The organism is Aminobacter sp. 01T433 (assembly GCF_056398585.1).
In genome coordinates this window covers 86,907-105,928 of sequence record NZ_JBFTPR010000013.1, presented here as the reverse complement: position 1 = coordinate 105,928, position 19,022 = coordinate 86,907, and the positions used below count along the sequence as shown (strand labels likewise).

General features: G+C 60.3%; 18 protein-coding genes and 1 pseudogene. 13 read left to right on the top strand and 6 right to left on the bottom strand.

Annotated features, from left to right (window positions below):
* The 5 genes from AC1DLV_RS21450 to AC1DLV_RS21430 all read left to right on the top strand — a co-directional run bounded on the left by AC1DLV_RS21450 (position 1) and on the right by AC1DLV_RS21430 (position 5,070).
* On the top strand, positions 1-885 hold the full coding sequence (locus AC1DLV_RS21450) for an ABC transporter substrate-binding protein (RefSeq protein WP_476836234.1): 885 nt from the start codon (positions 1-3) through the stop codon (positions 883-885).
* Positions 886-893: 8 nt separating this feature from the next.
* Positions 894-1,883: a FecCD family ABC transporter permease gene (locus tag AC1DLV_RS21445; protein WP_476801903.1), complete on the top strand. Its 990-nt coding sequence runs from the start codon at positions 894-896 to the stop codon at positions 1,881-1,883.
* Positions 1,880-2,677: an ABC transporter ATP-binding protein gene (locus tag AC1DLV_RS21440; RefSeq protein WP_476801999.1), complete on the top strand. Its 798-nt coding sequence runs from the start codon at positions 1,880-1,882 to the stop codon at positions 2,675-2,677. Before AC1DLV_RS21445 ends, AC1DLV_RS21440 begins: the two co-directional genes overlap by 4 nt.
* Positions 2,674-3,705 (top strand): DUF6925 family protein, encoded by a 1,032-nt coding sequence (locus tag AC1DLV_RS21435; protein WP_476801904.1) that lies wholly within the window; start codon positions 2,674-2,676, stop codon positions 3,703-3,705. Before AC1DLV_RS21440 ends, AC1DLV_RS21435 begins: the two co-directional genes overlap by 4 nt.
* A 423-nt stretch (positions 3,706-4,128) precedes the next feature.
* Positions 4,129-5,070, top strand: a complete 942-nt coding sequence (locus AC1DLV_RS21430; protein ID WP_476801905.1) for an alpha/beta hydrolase — start codon at positions 4,129-4,131, stop codon at positions 5,068-5,070.
* 56 nt (positions 5,071-5,126) lie between these two features.
* Here the strand turns inward: AC1DLV_RS21430 and AC1DLV_RS21425 are convergent, their stop codons facing one another.
* The 6 genes from AC1DLV_RS21425 to AC1DLV_RS21400 all read right to left on the bottom strand — a co-directional run bounded on the left by AC1DLV_RS21425 (position 5,127) and on the right by AC1DLV_RS21400 (position 12,171).
* Positions 5,127-6,104 carry an MBL fold metallo-hydrolase gene (locus AC1DLV_RS21425; protein WP_476801906.1) on the bottom strand — a complete coding sequence of 326 codons (978 nt, stop codon included), beginning with the start codon at positions 6,102-6,104 and terminating at the stop codon, positions 5,127-5,129.
* 253 nt (positions 6,105-6,357) lie between these two features.
* The gene (locus AC1DLV_RS21420) at positions 6,358-7,728 is read right to left on the bottom strand and encodes an aminotransferase-like domain-containing protein (RefSeq protein WP_476801907.1); all 1,371 of its coding nucleotides are present in this window, start codon (positions 7,726-7,728) and stop codon (positions 6,358-6,360) included.
* A 379-nt stretch (positions 7,729-8,107) separates the two neighbouring features.
* Complete coding sequence (locus AC1DLV_RS21415; protein ID WP_476836233.1) at positions 8,108-8,716, bottom strand: L,D-transpeptidase; 609 nt, start codon at positions 8,714-8,716, stop codon at positions 8,108-8,110.
* A 241-nt stretch (positions 8,717-8,957) separates the two neighbouring features.
* Positions 8,958-9,905, bottom strand: a complete 948-nt coding sequence (locus AC1DLV_RS21410; RefSeq protein ID WP_476801908.1) for an isoaspartyl peptidase/L-asparaginase family protein — start codon at positions 9,903-9,905, stop codon at positions 8,958-8,960.
* A gap of 68 nt (positions 9,906-9,973) precedes the next feature.
* Entirely contained in the window at positions 9,974-11,554 is a 1,581-nt protein-coding gene (locus AC1DLV_RS21405; protein ID WP_476801909.1) for an ABC transporter substrate-binding protein, read from the bottom strand.
* A 38-nt stretch (positions 11,555-11,592) separates the two neighbouring features.
* The gene (locus tag AC1DLV_RS21400) at positions 11,593-12,171 is read right to left on the bottom strand and encodes a MarR family winged helix-turn-helix transcriptional regulator (protein ID WP_476801910.1); all 579 of its coding nucleotides are present in this window, start codon (positions 12,169-12,171) and stop codon (positions 11,593-11,595) included.
* Between the two features lie 189 nt (positions 12,172-12,360).
* Between AC1DLV_RS21400 and AC1DLV_RS21395 the strand changes: the two genes are divergently transcribed.
* The 8 genes and pseudogenes from AC1DLV_RS21395 (at position 12,361) to AC1DLV_RS21360 (ending at position 18,793) form a co-directional block, all read left to right on the top strand.
* Entirely contained in the window at positions 12,361-13,062 is a 702-nt protein-coding gene (locus tag AC1DLV_RS21395; protein ID WP_476801911.1) for a creatininase family protein, read from the top strand.
* A 146-nt stretch (positions 13,063-13,208) separates the two neighbouring features.
* Positions 13,209-14,180 carry an ABC transporter permease gene (locus AC1DLV_RS21390; protein ID WP_476801912.1) on the top strand — a complete coding sequence of 324 codons (972 nt, stop codon included), beginning with the start codon at positions 13,209-13,211 and terminating at the stop codon, positions 14,178-14,180.
* A gap of 1 nt (position 14,181) precedes the next feature.
* Entirely contained in the window at positions 14,182-15,093 is a 912-nt protein-coding gene (locus AC1DLV_RS21385) for an ABC transporter permease (protein WP_476801913.1), read from the top strand.
* Positions 15,090-16,781, top strand: a complete 1,692-nt coding sequence (locus AC1DLV_RS21380; RefSeq protein ID WP_476801914.1) for a dipeptide ABC transporter ATP-binding protein — start codon at positions 15,090-15,092, stop codon at positions 16,779-16,781. Before AC1DLV_RS21385 ends, AC1DLV_RS21380 begins: the two co-directional genes overlap by 4 nt.
* A gap of 205 nt (positions 16,782-16,986) precedes the next feature.
* Positions 16,987-17,109, top strand: a pseudogene (locus AC1DLV_RS21375) (exonuclease); the annotation flags it as partial.
* Between the two features lie 195 nt (positions 17,110-17,304).
* The gene (locus tag AC1DLV_RS21370) at positions 17,305-18,318 is read left to right on the top strand and encodes a hypothetical protein (protein WP_476801915.1); all 1,014 of its coding nucleotides are present in this window, start codon (positions 17,305-17,307) and stop codon (positions 18,316-18,318) included.
* Entirely contained in the window at positions 18,312-18,590 is a 279-nt protein-coding gene (locus tag AC1DLV_RS21365; protein ID WP_476801916.1) for a hypothetical protein, read from the top strand. Before AC1DLV_RS21370 ends, AC1DLV_RS21365 begins: the two co-directional genes overlap by 7 nt.
* Complete coding sequence (locus AC1DLV_RS21360) at positions 18,587-18,793, top strand: hypothetical protein (RefSeq protein WP_476801917.1); 207 nt, start codon at positions 18,587-18,589, stop codon at positions 18,791-18,793. Before AC1DLV_RS21365 ends, AC1DLV_RS21360 begins: the two co-directional genes overlap by 4 nt.
* Positions 18,794-19,022 lie beyond the last annotated feature (229 nt).

The following is a 19,022-nucleotide window of genomic DNA, read 5'->3' as shown; positions in this document are numbered from 1 at the left end:
ATGATGCGGATGTCTCTAAGCTGCCTTTCAAGAGCAAGCCTTCATCAATGGCGGTGCTCGTTCGCTGGCGCGCTCGTTCTGGCGGCCTTTGCACCCGCGGCAGAAGCAACCGACGGCCCCAGCCGCGTGGTTTCGATGAACGTGTGCACCGATCAGTTGGCCATGCTGATTGCAGACAAGGAACAGCTGCACTCGGTCTCCTACATGGCAAGCGATCCCAGCACCTCCGCTCTTTTCGAGAAGGCGGCTGGGATTGCCGTCAATCACGGTCTTGCGGAGGAGGTCTTCCTGATGCAACCCGACCTCGTGCTGGCAGGCACCTACACCACGAGAACGACGGTGGAACTGCTTCGGCGCCTGGGCATCCGAGTCGAGGAATTCGCACCCGACAATTCGATCGCCGACATCCGTGCGAACATCCTTCGAATGGGTAAGATCCTCGCCAGGGAGGATCGGGCAGCCGAACTTGTCGGCGAACTCGACAAGGGCATCACCCAGCTCGAGAAGGAACCACCCTCAGGCAAGACGGTAGCCACCTACTATGCCAATAGCTACACGTCAGGCGCCGGCACGCTGGTCGACGAGGTCGTCAAGCTTTCGGGCCTCGCCAACCTCGCGGACAAGCTCGGCCTGTCTGGAACCTCGCGGTTGCCGCTGGAAATGCTCGTCCTCGCCCAGCCTGACCTGATCGCCGACGGAAACACGTCCTACGGGGCTCCTGCGCTTGCGCAAGATAACTTTGTCCACCCGGCCTATCGCGCCATCGCTGCCTCAGGAAGATCGGTCACCGTTCCCTCCGGCTACACGATCTGTGGTGCTCCCTTCACGCTCGAAGCGGCTCGGATCCTCCAGGCTGCAGCCAGCAACAACAGGGGAAATCCATGAGAGCCCCAATGACCTACTATGCGGTCCTCGCGGCCTTGGCGCTAGTTACTGCCTGCCTATTTCTGCTGTCGCTGACCGTAGGCCCGGCGGCGATAGCGTTTTCTGACAGCCTCGCCGCATTGTTCTCTCCAAAGGCTGATGCGATCGCTCTGGTCATGCAGGAAATCCGCCTGCCCCGTGCCCTGCTCGGCCTGATGGTAGGAGCTACCCTTGGCCTGTCGGGTGCCGCACTCCAGGGATACCTGCGCAATCCGCTGGCTGAACCCGGGCTGATCGGCGTGAGTGCATCGGCATCGCTTGGTGCGGTGGTCGCCATCTACTCCGGGCTCACATCAGTGTTTGCCCTGGCACTGCCGCTTTCAGCGCTCGCTGCTGCCGCCGTCGCAGTCGTGGTCGTCCAGGCTTTGGCAGGTCTCCGCGGCAGCACGCTGACCATCATTCTGGCAGGTGTCGCCGTATCGAGTTTCGCAGGCGCGATGACATCTCTTGCGCTCAATCTCTCTCCGAACCCATTTGCCGCGCTCGAGATCATGTTCTGGATGCTGGGCTCCTTGACCGACCGGTCGATGACCCACGTCTGGCTTGCGTTGCCATTCATGCTCATCGGCTGGTTGATGCTCGCGGCGTTGGGGCAGGCCCTAGATGCGCTGACCCTCGGCAACGATACCGCTGCCACCATGGGGGTCGATCTTCGTCGGGTCCAGTTTCTGGCCGTGTTTGGAACCGCAGCATCGGTCGGCGCCGCGACCGCGGTGTCCGGCGCGATCGGCTTCGTCGGGCTCATCGTGCCCCACCTGTTGCGCCCCCTCGTCGGATCGCGCCCTTCCCGGCTTCTTCCAGCGAGCGCGCTTGGCGGTGCTGCCATGCTGCTGGCGGCCGATATCCTGGTGCGCATCATCGCGCCCGGTAAGGACCTCAAGCTCGGAGTCCTTACCGCCATCGTCGGCGCGCCGTTCTTCCTATGGCTGGTCTGGCGCACGAGAAGGAAGCTCGCCTGATGCTGCTAGATGTCCAGAACTTCAAGGTCTCGCTTGGAACCCGCCCGGTCATCAATGGGATCTCCTTCGATGTCGCCGAGGGCGAGTTCATAGGCCTGATTGGCCCCAATGGTGCAGGCAAGTCGACGTTGCTGCGTGCGCTGCTTGGGCTGCTTCCTGCAGTGGGAAGCGTCGCTTTCGGTTCTCTCGATGCTGCCCGGCTCTCAGCACGCGAACGGGCCCGCCATGCCGCCTATGTCGCCCAGGACAGGGAGATTGCCTGGTCGGTTTCGGTTGAAATGCTCGTCAGCCTCGGACGAGCCCCGCATCGCCCAAGCTTCGCGCCTTTGTCGGACAAGGACAGGCAGATCGTCGAAGAAGCGATGGCACGGATGGAGGTGCAGCCATTTCGTGAACGCCCGGCGACAGATCTGTCTGGCGGCGAAAAGGCGCGCGTGCTCATCGCGCGAGCGCTCGCGCAGGACACGCCCCTGCTGTTTGCCGACGAACCCACTGCAGGCCTCGATCCTTCGCACCAGATCGCCCTGATGCGCCTCTTCACCGATCAGGCGCGCAGGGGAGGAAGCGTCATCGCCTCGATGCACGACCTAGGGCTTGCGGCGCGGTGGTGCTCCAGACTCTTGCTCATAGACGCAGGCCGGATCGTCGCTGACGGACCGCCTTCCGAAGTGCTCACACCCGATACGCTCCGCTCCGTCTATGGGGTGGAAGCTCATTTCGGCGAAGCGAGAGGCGGAATGCTGGTGCAACCGCTAGATCTGGCAACCAGCCCCCACAAAGGAATGATCCCATGAGCCGACTTCAGGACCTTCTTGGCCAGCACCTTGCCAATTGGCAGAGCGGCTGGAGCATGGGCACCTTTGGGGCCATTGCCGAGTTTCATCAGGACCTCGGCGAAATTCCGGTGATTGACGATCCAGCTCGCCTCACGCGAGCGACGCGAAGGGGCGGAGTCCGTATCGAGCCTACAGCTCTCGCGAACATTGTTCCCGTTGCGTACGAGACTCTCAGCCCGAAACGACATCGCTGGAGCCAGGCACTGGCGCTCTGCCTGCCTGAACACCTGGCGCGCAGACCTGCGCGCCAAGTGTTGACCGAAATTGGCCCAGATGACAATGCCATCCGCGGCATCGACCGCACGGGTATCCTGTTCGACATGGGCCTGTCGCTGCCGCAATGCGACTTCTGCGTTCGCACCAGCGATCCGAAGCTGTTGGGCGTGTTGAGAGCCAATCTCGGCCTCTCGGTGATGGACCCCGCAAACCACGCGATGGCCGCGATCCTCTCGGCGCATCCTCATCGGGTTGCGCTGACCAATATCGGCCGCGTCGAGGTCTACCAGAAGATCGGTGGCCCAGACACGGGCGGGGTCTCGCCGGCGGGGCCGCACACTCATGTTCTGCCAAAACTTCTGAAAGGTGGGCGAACCCACTCTGCCAACACGCCAATTCCTGTTGGGCTATTGCCTGTGGGCTCACTGCATCCCGGAAATCCCGTCAGCGACGAGATGGGACAAGACAGGCCCTTCGACCAACGGCTGCATTCAGCTTTCCAATCCCTGCTAAAGGACTTCGGGATCGCAGAGGCAGTGGCGGTAAAGTCGCTGGTCGAAGAGGTTCTACGGAACGGCAAGGAGCCGGACGAGACCGAGTTGCCGGCGACGAGGCTGTCGAGGACGTCGGTGCGCATGGCGCTTCGGCAGCAGGAGCATGTCGCCCTATCTAGCGCTCAAGCTGAACTGCTGGCCCTCATCGGCCGCTGGCGCAATGCCTTGGAAGGGACAGACGATTCCGGTGAAGAGGACGACGCTCCCGGTCACTAGATCGGGAGTTTATCCCCTGCACAAGCTTCCCTGTCTGGGAATCAGCTGTCCTCGTCGATAGAGCCGCCCGCGTTTGAGCGGCTCTCGGGCATCTTACTAGCCAGCGCGCACCCTGCGCCACTCTTCGACGGCTAAGCTCGTTCGATCTTCAGTGGCTGCCATGAGCCGTCCAGGATCGGTTCCTTGCCCCAATATGCACGGATGTAGAGCGAGAAGGTACCGTCCGTCGCAGCGTGACACTCAGCGCGTAAACTGTGCGTTGCAAAACTATATGCTGACACCTCCAAGCTCAGCCGTCACGTTTGCTGAAAATGGATTCAATCAATAACATCTTAATCTTGTTGCCATGCATATGCGCCGCCAATGATCGAAATCACACCAATCCGGTGCTCTGAAGCCGGTGCGAAACGGCGGAGACTCCACATGCGAAAACGATTTCTGACCACTCTGCTGATTGCAGCCGTGACCAGCTTGAGCGTCTCTAGCACTCCGACGAACGCCCAGTCGGCTCCAAAAGTGCAGTCTGGAGAGGGGCGCGCATACGAAATCATCGATAGTGAAGTCTGGGACGTACCCGACCCAGCTTCAGGTCGCGACTACCAGGTTTTCGTCGCGTTACCACCGTCATATGCGAAGCAGCCACAGCGCCGTTACCCCGTGCTTTACGTCACTGACGCTGACTACGCTTTCCCGATCATCCGGCAGATCGGCCGCCGCTTGAACGTCGAAGGGCCAAAGATTGAGGAATTCATCCTTGTCGGCTTGTCTTACGCAAAAGGTGAGGACAGCATGATAAGCCGTCAGCGCGATTACACTCCGACGGTTAACGGCCCAAGCACCGCCCCAGCCCATGCAGTCCATGGTCAGGCGGAGGCCTATCAGAGATATCTGCGCGACCAGGTGAAGCCATTCATCGCCGCCCGCTATCGGACCGATCCTAAAAGATCACTCTTTCTTGGACACTCCTACGGGGCATTGCTCGGTGTGCAGATCCTTTTCACTGAACCCGATCTGTTCAGCGGCTATATCCTTGGAAGTCCCTCTCTTTGGTACGACAAGCGCCACGCCTTAAAGCTCGAAGCAAACTACGCCACTCAGCGTCAGGACCTTCCGGCGAAGGTCTATCTTTACGTTGGTGCCTATGAGGCCCTGCGCAAAGGCGATCGGCGCTACAATCAATCAGTGGACATGGTGGTCGACAACAAGGCTCTGGAAACAGCGTTACAAAGCCGAAAGTATCCAAACCTGCTATTGAAATCGACGGTACTGAACGACGAGGATCATGTCACGCGTCGCACCGCGTGGCTTCACGCAGGGCTTGAAGTATCTTCTGCCAGTGCGTTGAAAAATCATACAAATCACTGAGCCGGAGCTGCCCTGAACTGACGTCTTACGCCAATCGTTCGGACATTCAGGCATTCTCAGATAGTATCAAGGCTGACAGGGATGAAGTCGTATCCTGCACTTGCTTTGACAAGGTGACCCGCGCCGGGGAAGGGAAAATGATAGCCGACCATTTTGAGTCGATCGGTTGCTATCATGTCGAACATTTTCCTGCGCGTTTCGGCCATTAGCTGCGGGTCTTGATCCGCGGCAAAATTGACCTCTGGATGCTTGGTGAAAAGCGCGTGATGATGCGCCAGGTCACCAGCGTTGAGCAGTGCCGCGTTGCCCGACGAAATTACGAAGGCAGTGTGGCCCATTGTGTGGCCCGGGGCAGCGATGGCAGTAATCCCCGGAAGCACCTCTTGCCCCGGTGCGATCATTGAGAGCCTGTCTCTTACGCCCATGAGCTTGGTGTGCAATTCAGGAATGAAGGCACCATTTTTAGGATCATTTGAGTTTGCGGTATCGGTAAAGAAATCGAAGTCTGTCTCGCTGAGATGGATCTGGGCGTTTGGAAAATTTTGGGTACCGTCAGCGTCAGCCAGGCCGAAGACGTGATCGGGATGTGCGTGCGTGAGGATGACATCGTCTATTGTGGTCGGATCGATTCCGGCGGCCAAAAGGTTCTCCATGAGATTTCCAGCCGCCTTGCCAAGCCGCGGCGACCCTCCTGTTCCAGTATCGAAGAGGACCTTTCGTTTGCCAGTGTTCAGGACCAGAATGTTCTCGGCGAGCGTAAGGTTGGTCTCGCTGAGAAAATTGTCCTGAAAGACAGTTTCCATTTCACCCGGCTTCAATCCGACAAACCACTGCTTTGGGTCTCCCATGCCAAGGCTCCCATCGCTGACAATTGTTGCCTGGATCTCGCCAATGGAAAACCGCGTCCAGGTAGCGCCTGATGAACTGTCGGGCCGCGCCTCAGACGACGCTTTTGCTAACCCAATATTCGACGATGTTGCAATGAAGGCCGCTGCACCTATGACACCGCGGCGAGAAAATGAAGGACTTGGCATGGCAGCTCCTAATTGTACGGACATTTACCCGTAGCAGAGTTGGTTCTGCAGGGCAATCGTCATGATTGCCAGTAGGCACCACGCGACTCGCAATACCCAAATCAATGCAAGTTTCCCTTGGCCGCCAGACAACTAGCGAGGTGAAGCAAACATAGCTTTGCTCCAGAACTGCATCAGATTGACTGAAGTGCCTCGCCAAGTTTGTATGGATATTTGTTGCGATAGCGTGCTGCGCGACCGCAATATGCGGGAGCTAGACGACGGCTCTTGTTGCGAGCGAAGGCTGATCGACAAGCGAAGCAAGCAGGGTCAAGGCGTCTTCAAGAGCCGCTCTGTCGGGCGCCACACCAAGTGAAATGCGAACGGCTTCCGGTGGCTGTACGGCAATCGAGAACGTGGAACTTGGAACGATAGCAACACCAGACCGATCGGCGTGCTCTGCAAAATCCGTCGCTCGCCAATGCTGCGGCAGCCTGAGCCAAATATGATGTCCGAAAGGGTCAGCCGAAAAACTCGATCCGCGTAATATCGACGCCGCCAGTTTCTGGCGCTCGACATTTTCATCCCGGATTGCCGTGGTTATCGAAGCCAATGTGCCGTCTGCGATCCACCTCGATGCCAATGCGGCATTGAGAGGCGGCGCCATAAGGTTGGTGGCCCGCAAGATCCCTGCAAGCCGCCTAGCCTGCGTATTGCCCGGCGCAACGACATACGCCACCCGCAGCGCCGGCGTCACGCACTTGGATAGTGTTGCGATATGCCAGGTCAGGTCGCTTGCCATATCGGCAAGGGCCGTGACCCCTGTGGCGCTTAGCGGTGAATAGGGATCGTCTTCGATGATCGCCACGCCATGGTTGCGCGCGATGTCGACGATCTGGTGCCGGCGGACTTCGTTGAGCGTCGCCGTCGTCGGATTGTCCATTGCCGGCACGATGTAAATCGCCTTGGGTGGCGCTTTGCGGCAGCATTCTTCAAATGAATCCGGCACGATGCCTTCAGCATCCATTGAGATGGGCTCGAGCACCAGCCCACGCTGCTGGGCCACGGCCTTCAAGCCGGGATAGGTCAGTGCCCCGGCAGCGATCGCATCGCCTGGTTTGGTCAGATACTCGCAGATCGCAAAGAGTGCGCTTTGTGCGCCGCCCGCGACAAGGATTCTACCGGGGGCAACAGCCCCGACCCGCTGCTCTAGCCAGTCCGCCGCTGCCGCCCTATCCGGATCGCTGCCGGTGCTTTCTTGGTAGTGGAGGTGAAGCATGCCTCGAGGGCTGGAGAGGAGATCGGCAATTCCGGCCGGTATCCTGCGCCGAAGGTCGGCGGCGACCGGCTGCGGCGGGATATTCATGCTGAGGTCAAGCAGTGGTGTCCCGCTAAAGTTGCCTGCGGACTGCTGGTTCCCAACGCCCTCTCGAATGAATGTCCCGCGCCCGGCGTGCGCATCGACCAGCCCTCTGCGACGGGCTTCGTTCAAAGCACGCGTAACAGTCGTCAGGTCCACATCGAGCACTTCGGCTATCGAGCGCTGGGCCGGCAAGCGATCTCCCGGATGTACTCGGCCAGCGCGAACATCTGCCTCCAGCGCCTCGACGATTGCCAGATACTTCAAACGGGCATCGCGTTCCAATCGAGGTTGCCACAGAGACATTAGGTAGAAATCCGTATGTGTATTTCGCCTACAGTTGGGGTAACATGTCTTGTAGAGTACCGGAAGTCCCTCAGCTGCCGTCGCAAGGTAGCCGCAAAGGCTTCTTTGGCGGCGCATGCTCGAACCCAGTTGGGCAGCTTTTGGCTGCTAATGCGGGTAGAGCCGCCGTTCGCCAGTTTCTTGCCGCCCGACCGCTTGCGACCCCATTGCTGCAAATGGCGCATCCCTCCCGCAACGAGCGCTTCTAATCGGTCGAGGGCGGCTACCATCCCAACCGCTCAAGTGGCCTGTCGATCGATACGAAATCAGAACTTCGGACGGACAAGGCTTCTGATCCCCTGACCTTGGCGCAAAGTGACTAGACAACGATAACTCGGGCGCCGTTGCGCACTGTCCCAAAGAGCTCAAAAACGTGCTCGTTCAACATCCGAATGCAACCGGACGATGCAGCAGTGCCAATAGACCACGGCTCATTGGTCCCATGAATACGGTATAGGGTATCCCGGCCATCACGATAGAGATACAGAGCCCTTGCTCCGAGCGGATTTTGCGGGCCTCCGGGAACGCGCACTGGCAAGTTCGGATTACGGCGTCGCATATTGGCGGTAGGTGTCCACGTTGGCCATTTGGCCCTTCGTTGAACTGTTGCCTCACCACTCCATTTCTGTCCGTCCCGACCGACTGCAATCCCGAAGCGGATCGCCCTACCAGGGCCTTCGATGTAGTACAGGAAGCGCTCTTGCTTGTTGATAAGGATCGTTCCGACAGCTTCCTTGCCTAAATAAGCTACAGACTGCCGGTGGAACTGCCTGGGAACAAGCGCCTTGTCGACCAGAGGAATATCAAACGGCTGATCTGGAATTCTCCCAATATACCAACGCTTCTGGGAGGCTTCGGCACGTCCGAATAGGGCTAGGAATGACAACCCTCCCACAATCAGGGATCGTCTATTTAGAAAACCTGACAAATGAATCTCCCCTCAACCCGCCGGCCGTATACCAGGTAAACCAGACGTGGCGCTAACTGACAAGCAGAGCGCTTCGTCGCCGAATACCTCGTCGATCTAAGCGCAACCCAGGCAGGGCGCTAGCCTGAACCAGTTCTACGTGTATGAGCTCGCAGACTTCGTAGCGTTGCCGACCTCGGCTCAATGCGGTCCAGCGGAATCAAGCCGGATCCCTGTGCTGCTTCCGGCCTGTCCCTAGCCGTCAATTGTGGGCGAAGACCTCGCTGTGGGACGCGACGAATATCTTACCGTCTTCGCCTACCCACCCGCGGAACATGCCGTCGGTGTTGTAGGGGGCTGAGATTGCGCCGTCGGCACTGACAGCCACCAGACCGGCACCGATGTCGTGCGGTTTCATGTCATGCATGATCACCTTGGTCGCGGCAGCCTCTAAGCTTTCGCCCAGATAGGCCATGCGCGACGCCACTTCGTGGCCGACGACATGGCGGATGAAGAATTCGCCCTTGCCGGTTCCTGAGACGGCGCAGACGCCATCGCGCGCATAGGTGCCGGCGCCGATGATCGGGCTGTCGCCGACGCGGCCGTCGGGCTTATTGTTGTAGCCGCCGGTCGAGGTCGCCGCGGCCAGGTGGCCATGGCTGTCAAGCGCGACCGCGCCCACCGTGCCGTGCTTTTCGGATTCGCTTGCCTTCGCAGCCGTGCCGGCCAGGGCATGTGCCTTCAGGGCCTCCAGTGCTGCCTTGCGCCGCTCGGTGGTGAAGTAGGCCTGTTCGACGATCGCCAAGCCCTGGTCGTCGGCGAAACGGTCCGCAGCGGGGCCGGTCAGCAACAGCGCATCGCCATTTTCCATGACGGCACGGGCGGCAAGGACCGGGTTGCGGACGTTGCGGGCGGCGCTGACTGCACCTGCAGCCAGCGTCGCGCCATCCATGATGGAAGCGTCGAGCTCATGGACGCCCTCGGTGTTCAGAGCTGCGCCATGTCCGGCATTGAAATGCGGGCTGTCCTCCATCACGACGACCGCAGCCTGCACGGCGTCAAGTGCCGTCCCGCCACCCTTGAGGATGGCGTATCCGCTCTCCAGCGCGCGCCCGAGATCGTGCCGGGCTGCAATCCACTCGTCCTCGGTGAGGTCGAGCTTGGCCATGACGCCGCAGCCGCCGTGGATAGCCAGGGCAAAAGTGCTCATTCGATTTAATCCTGCAAAAAAAGAGGAAGGCGGCCCTGGGTAGGGCCGCCTCGGGAGACTTGGTCGGGTTACTGCTTCGGCTTCACGTCCATCGCCAGCGTGTCTTCATCAGAGCGCGGCGTGTAGACGATCTTGCCGGCCTTTGCGCCCCAGGCCGACACGTTGACGGCCAGCGGCAGGTCGGGGCGGTCAGTCGAAACAAGCAGATTGGCCTTTTCCAGCAGTTCGCGGCGCTTGGCTTCGTCCATCTCGGCGCCGGCATCCTGGATCAGCTTATCCATTTCGGCGTTGGAGTAGCCACGCACGTTGAAGGCGCCCAGCGACTTGGAGGGATCGTTGGTGTGCATCAGCGACGACAGCATGTAGTTCGCCTCGCCGGTCAACGTGCCCCAGGAAGCCATGTACAGCGAATATTCGCCGCGCGTCTTGGCCGGGTTGAACACGGCGGCCGGAACGCCGTTGACTTCCATGTTCACATTGATAGCGGCCATTAGCTGCGCAACGGTCGGTCCGAGCTCGGATGGCATGCGGTCGTTGGCGTAGTTGAGCGACACCTTGAAGCCATCAGCATAGCCGGCGTCGGCCATCAGCTGCTTCGCCTTCTCCACGTCAAAGGCGGCTGGCTGGATGTCCTTGTTGTAGCCGAAGATGTTCGACGACACCATTTGCGTGGGCACCACGCCCATGCCTTCGAGCGCAACCTCCGAGATCGTCAGGCGGTCGAGCGCTAGATCGAAGGCTTCACGAACACGCGGATCGAGGAAGGGGTTCTTGTCGAGCTTCTTGCCGGCATTATCCCAAACCATCGGCGAGCTCTCGCGGAAGTCGAACTCGAGGTAGGGAATATAGACCGACTCGTCCTTGATGACCTGAATGTTGCTGTCGGCCTCGAGGTTGGCCAGATCGGTCGCTGGAACCTTAGAGACCAGGTCGACCTGACCGGCTTTCAGCTGCGCGACGCGCGCTGCGTCATTGGGGATTTCCTTGCGGGTCACCTTGTCCCAAGGCTGGGCGCCGTCCCAGTAGCCGTCGAACTTCTCGATTACCATATCCTGCGTGGGCGCCCAGCTGACGAATTTGTAGGGGCCGGTACCGATCGTCGCCTTGCCGGAATTGAAGCCTTCGGCGGCCGTCTCCTTAGTCGAATAGGCTGCAGCAGCCTTGTGCGAGACGATGAACAGGCGCACGAAATCGTTGGGCAGCGTCGGGGCTGCGCCTTCCGTCTTGATGCGCACGGTCAGCTTGTCGACGACCTCGACGCTCTTAACCCGGCGCACGAAGATGGTCGACGGGTTGGGGCCAGTCACATTGGGGATGCGCTCGATCGAAAATTTCACGTCCTCGGCGGTGAAGTCCGAGCCATCATGGAATTTCACGCCGTCGCGCAACTTGAACTCCCAAGTTGCGTCGTCGACCACTGTCCAGCTCAGCGCCAGGCCGGGCTTGATTTCGAGATTGTTGCCGGACCTCAGCAGCGTGTCGAAGATGTGCTTGGTCGCCTCGGCGTTGGCCGAAGTCGCGGTGAAGTGCGGGTCCATGGAGGCCGGGCCGGACTTGGTGGCGATGACGAGGTCGTCGGCCAGCGCCACCATCGGCGTCAGCAGTGTCGTCGCCAGCAGTGTGGCGCGCAGAAGAGATGCGAGTTTCATAGATTTCCTCATGGTCTTTGCTTGAAATCGGACGGACGCTACGTCAGCTGGCTGCCAGAGCTTTCCGCATCATCTTCGATCTCGCGCGGCCAACCTTCCGAGGCCACGACGAGTTTGGTGAGAATTTCGGACAGGCTGAGCCGCTCCGCCGGCGACAGCTTTTCCAGCATCATGCGTTCTTGGTTGATCATCAGCTGCTCCACCTCCATCACCGCCGCGCGCCCCTTTGGCGTCAGGAGCAAGGTGGCGCGCCGTAGGTCGGCGAGATCGGTTTCGCGGTCGATCATGCCGAGCGTCGCCAGCTTGTTGACGGCGCGGCTGAGCGTGTTCTTGGGAAAGCCGGAGGAGCGGACGACCTCGGTCAGGGTCAGCTTGTCGCTCAGATAGAGCGACCACAGCACCACGAATTCAGGCCTGAGAAGACCCAGCTGCTGCTGGATGCGGCCATAGACTGGGGTGTTGAACTGCAAGGCCAGGAAATTCAGCCGGAACGAAAACCAGCAAGGGTTTTCCCAGAGCTTGGGAAACAGCGGATCGTCCGGCGAAAGATCTGCCAGCTCGGACTTCGTCCGGCCAGCGCGTGCCTCATACAAGGCTGGGTGCAGCGACTGATCCATCTCCCCCTCCCTCCAATTAGTTCCAATCGGAACCGTATCGTAAAATAATGTTGCGTCAACCGCGATTTTTTGTTCCTAATGGAACTTGTTTGATATAGGGCCGCTTCAGCTTTGGCGGGGGACAGGATCGCCAAAAGCAGGCGAAGCGGCTTGCCATCCACGCTGGCGATGGCACACGGAGAGACGAGAATGCGCATTCAAGACATGCATTGGGCGATGGTCGAGGCGAGAGCCAAAGAGGACGACCGCTGCGTCCTGCCGATCGGCTCGATCGAGCAGCACGCCTATCTCAGCCTGGCGACCGACATGATCTTGGCGGAGCGCATTTCGGTAGAGGCAGCCGAGCCGCTCGGCGTGCCGGTGTTCCCCTGCCTGCCCTATGGCATGGCCTCAGGCTTTGCCGATTTCCCCGGCACGATCACGCTGTCCTTGCGGACCTACATCAACGTCATCGAAGACATTTTGGAAAGCATCTATCGGTCGGGCTTCCGCCGCATATTGATCGTCAATGGCCATGGCGGAAACACGCCAATCAACCCCTTGCTGTCAGAGTGGATGAACAGCCACCGCGACACCTCGGTCAAGCTCCACGACTGGTGGCGCGCGCCCAAGACGATGGGGAAAGTGGTCGAGATCGACCCTGCCGCCAGCCATGCCAGCTGGATGGAGAACTTCCCCTGGACCCGGCTGGAAGGCGCACCGATCCCGAACTTCAAAAAGGCGCGTATCGACTTCGCCGCGTCCGCACGCGTCGATGCCGGCCGCAAGCGCGAGCGCATCGGCGAAGGTAATTATCACGGCGTATTCCAGCGGCCGGACGCCGACATGATGGCGATCTGGCAGGTCGGCGTCGAAGAGACCCGGCACGAAATCGAGCACGACTGGCACTAAGGCGCGCCTTGCGTCCGCAAGGACGCAAAAGGACGCTCTGAATACTGGATCAACGCATCGTTTAGCCTTTGGGCTCGGTGCGCCAAGCGGCGACAGAAGAGGCGGCCCGTCATGTATTTTCGACCCACGGCCCGGAAGGCGTTCAGATGACCAGCTTCGTTCTTCGCAGGCTGGCACAGGCGCTGATCGTACTCATCGTCATGTCGATCCTCGTCTTCGTCGGCGTCTTTGTCATCGGCAACCCTATCGATGTACTGATTTCGCCCGACGCGACGCAGGAGATAAGGCAGCGCGTGATCGAGGAATACGGGCTCAACCAGCCGCTGTGGAAACAATATGCCGACTTTGTCGGCAACATGCTGAGCGGCGATTTCGGCCGCTCCTTCGTGTTCAACATGCCGGTAGGCGAACTGATCCTGCAGCGGCTTCCAGCCACCCTCGAGCTTGCCATCATCGCGGTCCTTTTGGCGACGGTCGTCGGCGTGCCACTCGGCATCTATGCCGGCTACCGGCCTGACAGTCTGGCGTCGAAGGTCATCATGGCCGGCTCGATCCTCGGCTTTTCGGTCCCGACCTTCTGGATCGGACTGATGCTCATCATGGTCTTTGCGGTGCAGTTCGGCGCATTACCAGCTGGCGGCCGCGGCCAGACTGCCGAACTGTTCGGCATCCCGTTCTCCTTCCTGACGCGTGATGGCTGGGCGCATCTGCTGTTGCCCGTCATCAACCTGTCGCTGTTCAAGATGTCGATGATGTGCCGGCTTGCTGCGGCGGGAACGCGCGAGGTGATGATGCTGGACACCATCAAGTTCGCGCGCGCCGCCGGCATCCCTGAGCGCACTATCCTGCGCCGCCATGTCCTGAAGCTGATCTCCATCCCGCTGGTCACGGTCTTTGGCCTCGAGCTCGGCTCGACGCTCGCCTTCGCGCTGGTGACCGAAACGATCTTCAGCTGGCCGGGGCTAGGCAAGCTGATCATCGACAGCATCGCCTCGCTCGATCGGCCGGTGATGGTGACCTACCTGATGATGGTCTCCGTCCTGTTCGTGGTCATCAACCTGAGCGTCGATCTGGCCTATGCGGTCATCGATCCACGCCTGCGTCACAAGGGGCGTTGACATGTCCACCGTCCAGCCGCAGGTCAACACAGCCCCCGTCGCGCCATCGGCGCTGCGCGAATTCTGGCGCATCTTCTCCCGCAACAAGGTGGCGGTCGTCGCCTTGCTCGTGGTCGTCGTCATCGCGCTGCTCGCGATCTTTGCGCCACTGGTCGTGCCGCAGGATCCCTACGACCTGAAATCCCTGGTGCTGCGCGACGCGCGCAAGGCGCCGGGCCATGTCGGCGCTACCGGCATGCACTACCTTCTGGGCACCGACAGCCAGGGCCGTGACCTTTTGTCGGCGATCATCTACGGCCTGCGCATCTCGCTCGAGATGGGGCTGATCGCCGGCGCGATCGCCTTCGTCATCGGGGCGATCGTCGGTTGTTCCGCAGCCTATGTCGGGGGCCGTACCGAAACCCTGGTCATGCGGCTCGTGGACGTCCAGCTTTCCTTCCCAGCGATCCTACTGGCTTTTGTCATCGCAGCACTGCTCGGCCAGGGCAAAGCCCAGTTGATCCTGGCTCTGGTCTTCGCCCAATACGCCTATTTCGTGCGCACCGCCCATGGCGCGGCCGCGGCAGAACGGCAAAAGGACTATGTCCAGGCGGCGCTGTCGGTACCGATGAGCGGCTGGTTCGTGGTCACTCGACACATATTGCCGAATTCGCTGCCGCCGCTGATTGTGGTGGCCACGGTTCAGGTCGCTTCCGCCATTTCGCTTGAGGCAACCCTGTCCTTCCTCGGTGTCGGCCTGCCGCCGACCGAACCGTCACTAGGCATGCTGATCGCCAACGGTTTTCAGTATCTGCTCTCCGGCCGCTACTGGATCGCGATCTATCCCGGCCTGGCCCTGATCATCCTCATCATGGCGATCAACCTCGTGGGCGATCAGGTCCGCGACCAGCTGAACCCGAGGCTGCGCAAATGACCGAACTGCTCCAGGTCGACAATCTGAAGACCTATTTCCACACCGAGCGTGGTGTGGTGAAGTCGGTCGACGGCATTTCCTTTTCGCTCGCCAAGGGCGAGATCATGGGGCTGGTGGGCGAGTCCGGTTCCGGCAAATCGATCACCGGCTTTTCCATCATCGGGCTGATCGATCAGCCGGGCAAGATACAGGACGGCAGCTCCATCCGGCTCAATGGACGAGAGCTGGTCGGCCTGCCGCAGGCGGAGCTGCGCAAGATCCGCGGTCGCGAAATCTCGATGGTCTTCCAGGACCCGATGATGACCCTCAACCCGGTGTTGAAAATCATCGACCAGATCGGCATGGCGATCCGCGCCCATGACAAGGCCTCTGACGCCGAGGTCAGGCGACGCGCCATCGAAGCGCTGGCAAGGGTGCGCATCGTCGACCCGGAGCATAAGGTCGACCAGTATCCGCATCAGTTCTCCGGCGGCATGCGCCAGCGCGTCGCCATCGCAATCGCGCTGCTGCACAACCCGAAGCTAGTAATCGCCGACGAACCGACGACCGCGCTCGACGTATCGGTGCAGGCCGACATCTTGAAGGAGATCAAGGCGCTCGTTGCCGAGCTCGGCATCTCGATGATCTGGATCAGCCACGATCTGGCAGTCGTTTCGTCGATCTCGCAGAAAGTCGCTGTCATGCGCCATGGCCGCATCGTCGAGTCCGGGCCGATGGATCAGGTGCTCGGCGCACCGCAACACGCTTATACGCGCGAACTTCTCGACGCGCTGCCGTCGCGCGCCAAGCCCGGCCAGTTGCTGAACTCGACCACGACCGAGGCGGCAGGGCCAATAGAGGCGCCGACTACAACCGCGCCCGCAACCGTCGAGCCCTTCGGATCGGATGAGTCGTTCGTGCAGGTCGACAATGTCGACATGATCTTCCAACAACCAGTGGGCCGCTTCCGTCTGGCAGAGCGGCTGGGGCTCGCTAGGCCGTTGCCGGTCGTGCACGCGGTCATCGGCGCAAATTTGACTATCGCACGCGGCGAAGTGCTTGGTCTGGTGGGCGAATCCGGTTCCGGCAAGTCGACGCTCGGCCGCATCGTCTGCGGCATGTATAGCCCGACCAATGGCGTCGTGCGTGTCAACGGGCGTGCGGTGCGCGCCTATGGCAGCAAGCTCGGCACGAATGTGCAGATGATCTTCCAGGATCCCTACGCCTCGTTGGATCCACGCCGTACGATCTTCCAATCCATGGCCGAAGGTCCGATCGCGCACGGCCTGTGTACCCGCGCCGAAGCACGCGCCTATGTGAACCGCTGGCTGAAGGCTGTGGCGCTCGACCCTGCGCTTGCTGACCGCTACCCGCACCAGTTCTCCGGTGGACAGCGCCAGCGCATCGCCATTGCCCGCGCGCTGGCCATGCAGCCCGAACTGATTGTCTGTGACGAGCCGGTGGCCTCGCTCGACGTTTCAATCCAGGCGCAGGTTATCAACCTGTTGATTACGCTGCGGCGCAGCCTGAACCTGACGCTGCTGTTCATCAGCCATGACTTGTCCGTAGTCCGCCACCTTTGTGACCGGGTCGTGGTGATGCGGCGCGGTGAGATCGTCGAAGAGGCGGAGGTGAGCACACTGTTTGATGAACCTGTCCACGCCTACACGAAGATGCTGCTCGCAGCCGTCCCGCAGCTCGCTGTGTAAGGCCATGGCGCTGTCATATTGTCTGCAGAGTAAGGTTCGTGAACAATAGGGCCAAGCACTGCAATGGCCGAGTAGGAAGGTAACGCGAGGCTCGCATTGGGCGAGTACTGCTGAAGTTCCAGTCGATTTTCCGAAGGCGAAGGTGCTGAATGGTGAACGTGTCCGCTTCGAGGTTGCTAGCGGCAACTACCGACCCAATTCTGCCATTGGTCTATTCGACTGCGAGTTTCTATGCCTCGAAGGTTCACAGCGCAGTTTCTGCTGCGCAGCTCATGACCCCGACCCTGTCATTGGTGCTGTGAGGCTTGGGCTAGAGAACGATTTCCCGTTCTGGATACCGTGCGGCCGGCGGCGTGATGGTGGCCAGCGTTGTTGTTGCTGCCTCCCGCTAGGTTGCAAATATCCTGGAACGCGGCCGAAGCCTATGAACTAGAGCGGCAGATCTTAGCCAAGCTGGCGGCAACCCACGTTATCTAACATTAAAGTGGATATTTAACTCCACTGCTGTTAAATAGATCGCGTGATGTTAGACGAGTTTCCAGACATGCGATTGCGTGCGCTTGCGAGCGCGACGGAAACCTATGCACGCGAGGCCTTCGGGGCGCACCTCCTTCTCGATCCCATCAAGCCGCTCGGACACCCGCACTTTCTGTATGACCGCTATAGCATGTGGCGCGGGGAGCTGCTCGACGGCCCGGCCGTATTCATAGTTCCGCAAAGCGGTGCCATTGGCGGCGTTGACGAGTTCCTGAAGCATCGGGACCAGATGCGGCGCCATATCGATGCCCGCCTGTTCGTGCTGTTGCTCGAAAGCGTACCAGCGGCATTGCGTCGGCGCCTCGTGGAAAAGCGCGTCGCGTTTATTTCTCCGGGGGCGCAATTCTATGTGCCTGAAGCGTTTGTGGACCTGCGAGAAACCTATTCCAGCGAGCTGGGACCATCGCCCGAGCACATGTCCCCAACCTCACAAGTGGTGATTCTTGCCGCCCTGCTTGGGCACGAAGTGAACGATGCAAGCCTGACCCAGCTCGCCGAGCGCTACAAGGTCGCGATCATGAGCATGAGCCGGGCGTTCGACGAACTGGAGGCACTCGAACTGGCGCGGCCGCACCGCGTCGGCCGGCAGCGGCGCCTGAGCCTGCGCTTTGGTGGCGGCGACCTCTGGCGCGCGGTCGAGGGGCGCTTGCAATCGCCGGTGCGCAAGATTCGCTCTGTCACGGGCGAGCTACCCTTGAACGAGGCGGTGTTGGCGGGCGAAAGCGCCCTAGCTCAATATACGATGCTCACCGAACCGCGAATCGAATGCCGTGCAGCGCCGGCAGCCGCTTGGAAGCGGATGGCACGGCAACACGGATTGGAACCTGCCTGGGCCTATGACGAACGTCGGATCGAGATCCAGACATGGGCCTATGATCCTCAGGTCCTCACCGACAACGAGGTTGCCGACCGACTTTCGCTCTATCTGAGCACACGGCATGACGCGAACGAACGAGTCGCACAGGCAGCCGATTACCTTTTGGAGCCCTTTGGATGGTAGCTGGCGTCGACCGCTTTCGCGCGCATTTTTCCGGCCATGAGCACCAGTATGTGCTGATCGGCGACGCGGCATGCGAGTTGATCATGGAGGAAGTCGGTCTCGATTTCCGCGCGACCAAGGATCTCGATATTGTCCTCATCGTCGAGGCGCTCGACCCGGCGTTCTCCGAAACGTTCATGGCCTTTGTCGAGGCATCCCCTTCAAGGCGCGTGCCAGGGTCGATCTCAGCCGCCGTCGTGCGGAGGGCGAGAAGGTCGACGAAAAGGACGTGAAGAAGCACCGCAACGATGTTGCGCGTCTGTTGCAGCTCCTAAGCGCGGCGGCGACGTTCGACCTGCCCGAGACGATCAAGGCCGATATGCAAGCGTTCGTTGACGCTCTTGCCGGGCAGGACGATTTCACGCCGAAGCAGTTTGGGGTCGCGATGACGAGAGAGGTCGTCATTGATCGGCTGCGCCGTGCCTATAAGCTCTGAGATTTCCACCCGAACTATGCACGTCAATTTATGCTGCGACTGCAGTCCTTCAAATGCCCGGAAAAGGAACCGGGTCTATCTCACCAGTAAGCGAACGACCGAAGACCTGACTCGCCGTCCCCAAAGCGGACGTTCCGCGGACCGGAAGCGGTCGGTCCGCTATCGTGGCGAGCTCGGCGGATAGCTGCCATTCGGCAACCAACCAACATCGGCCATTTGCCTACCGATG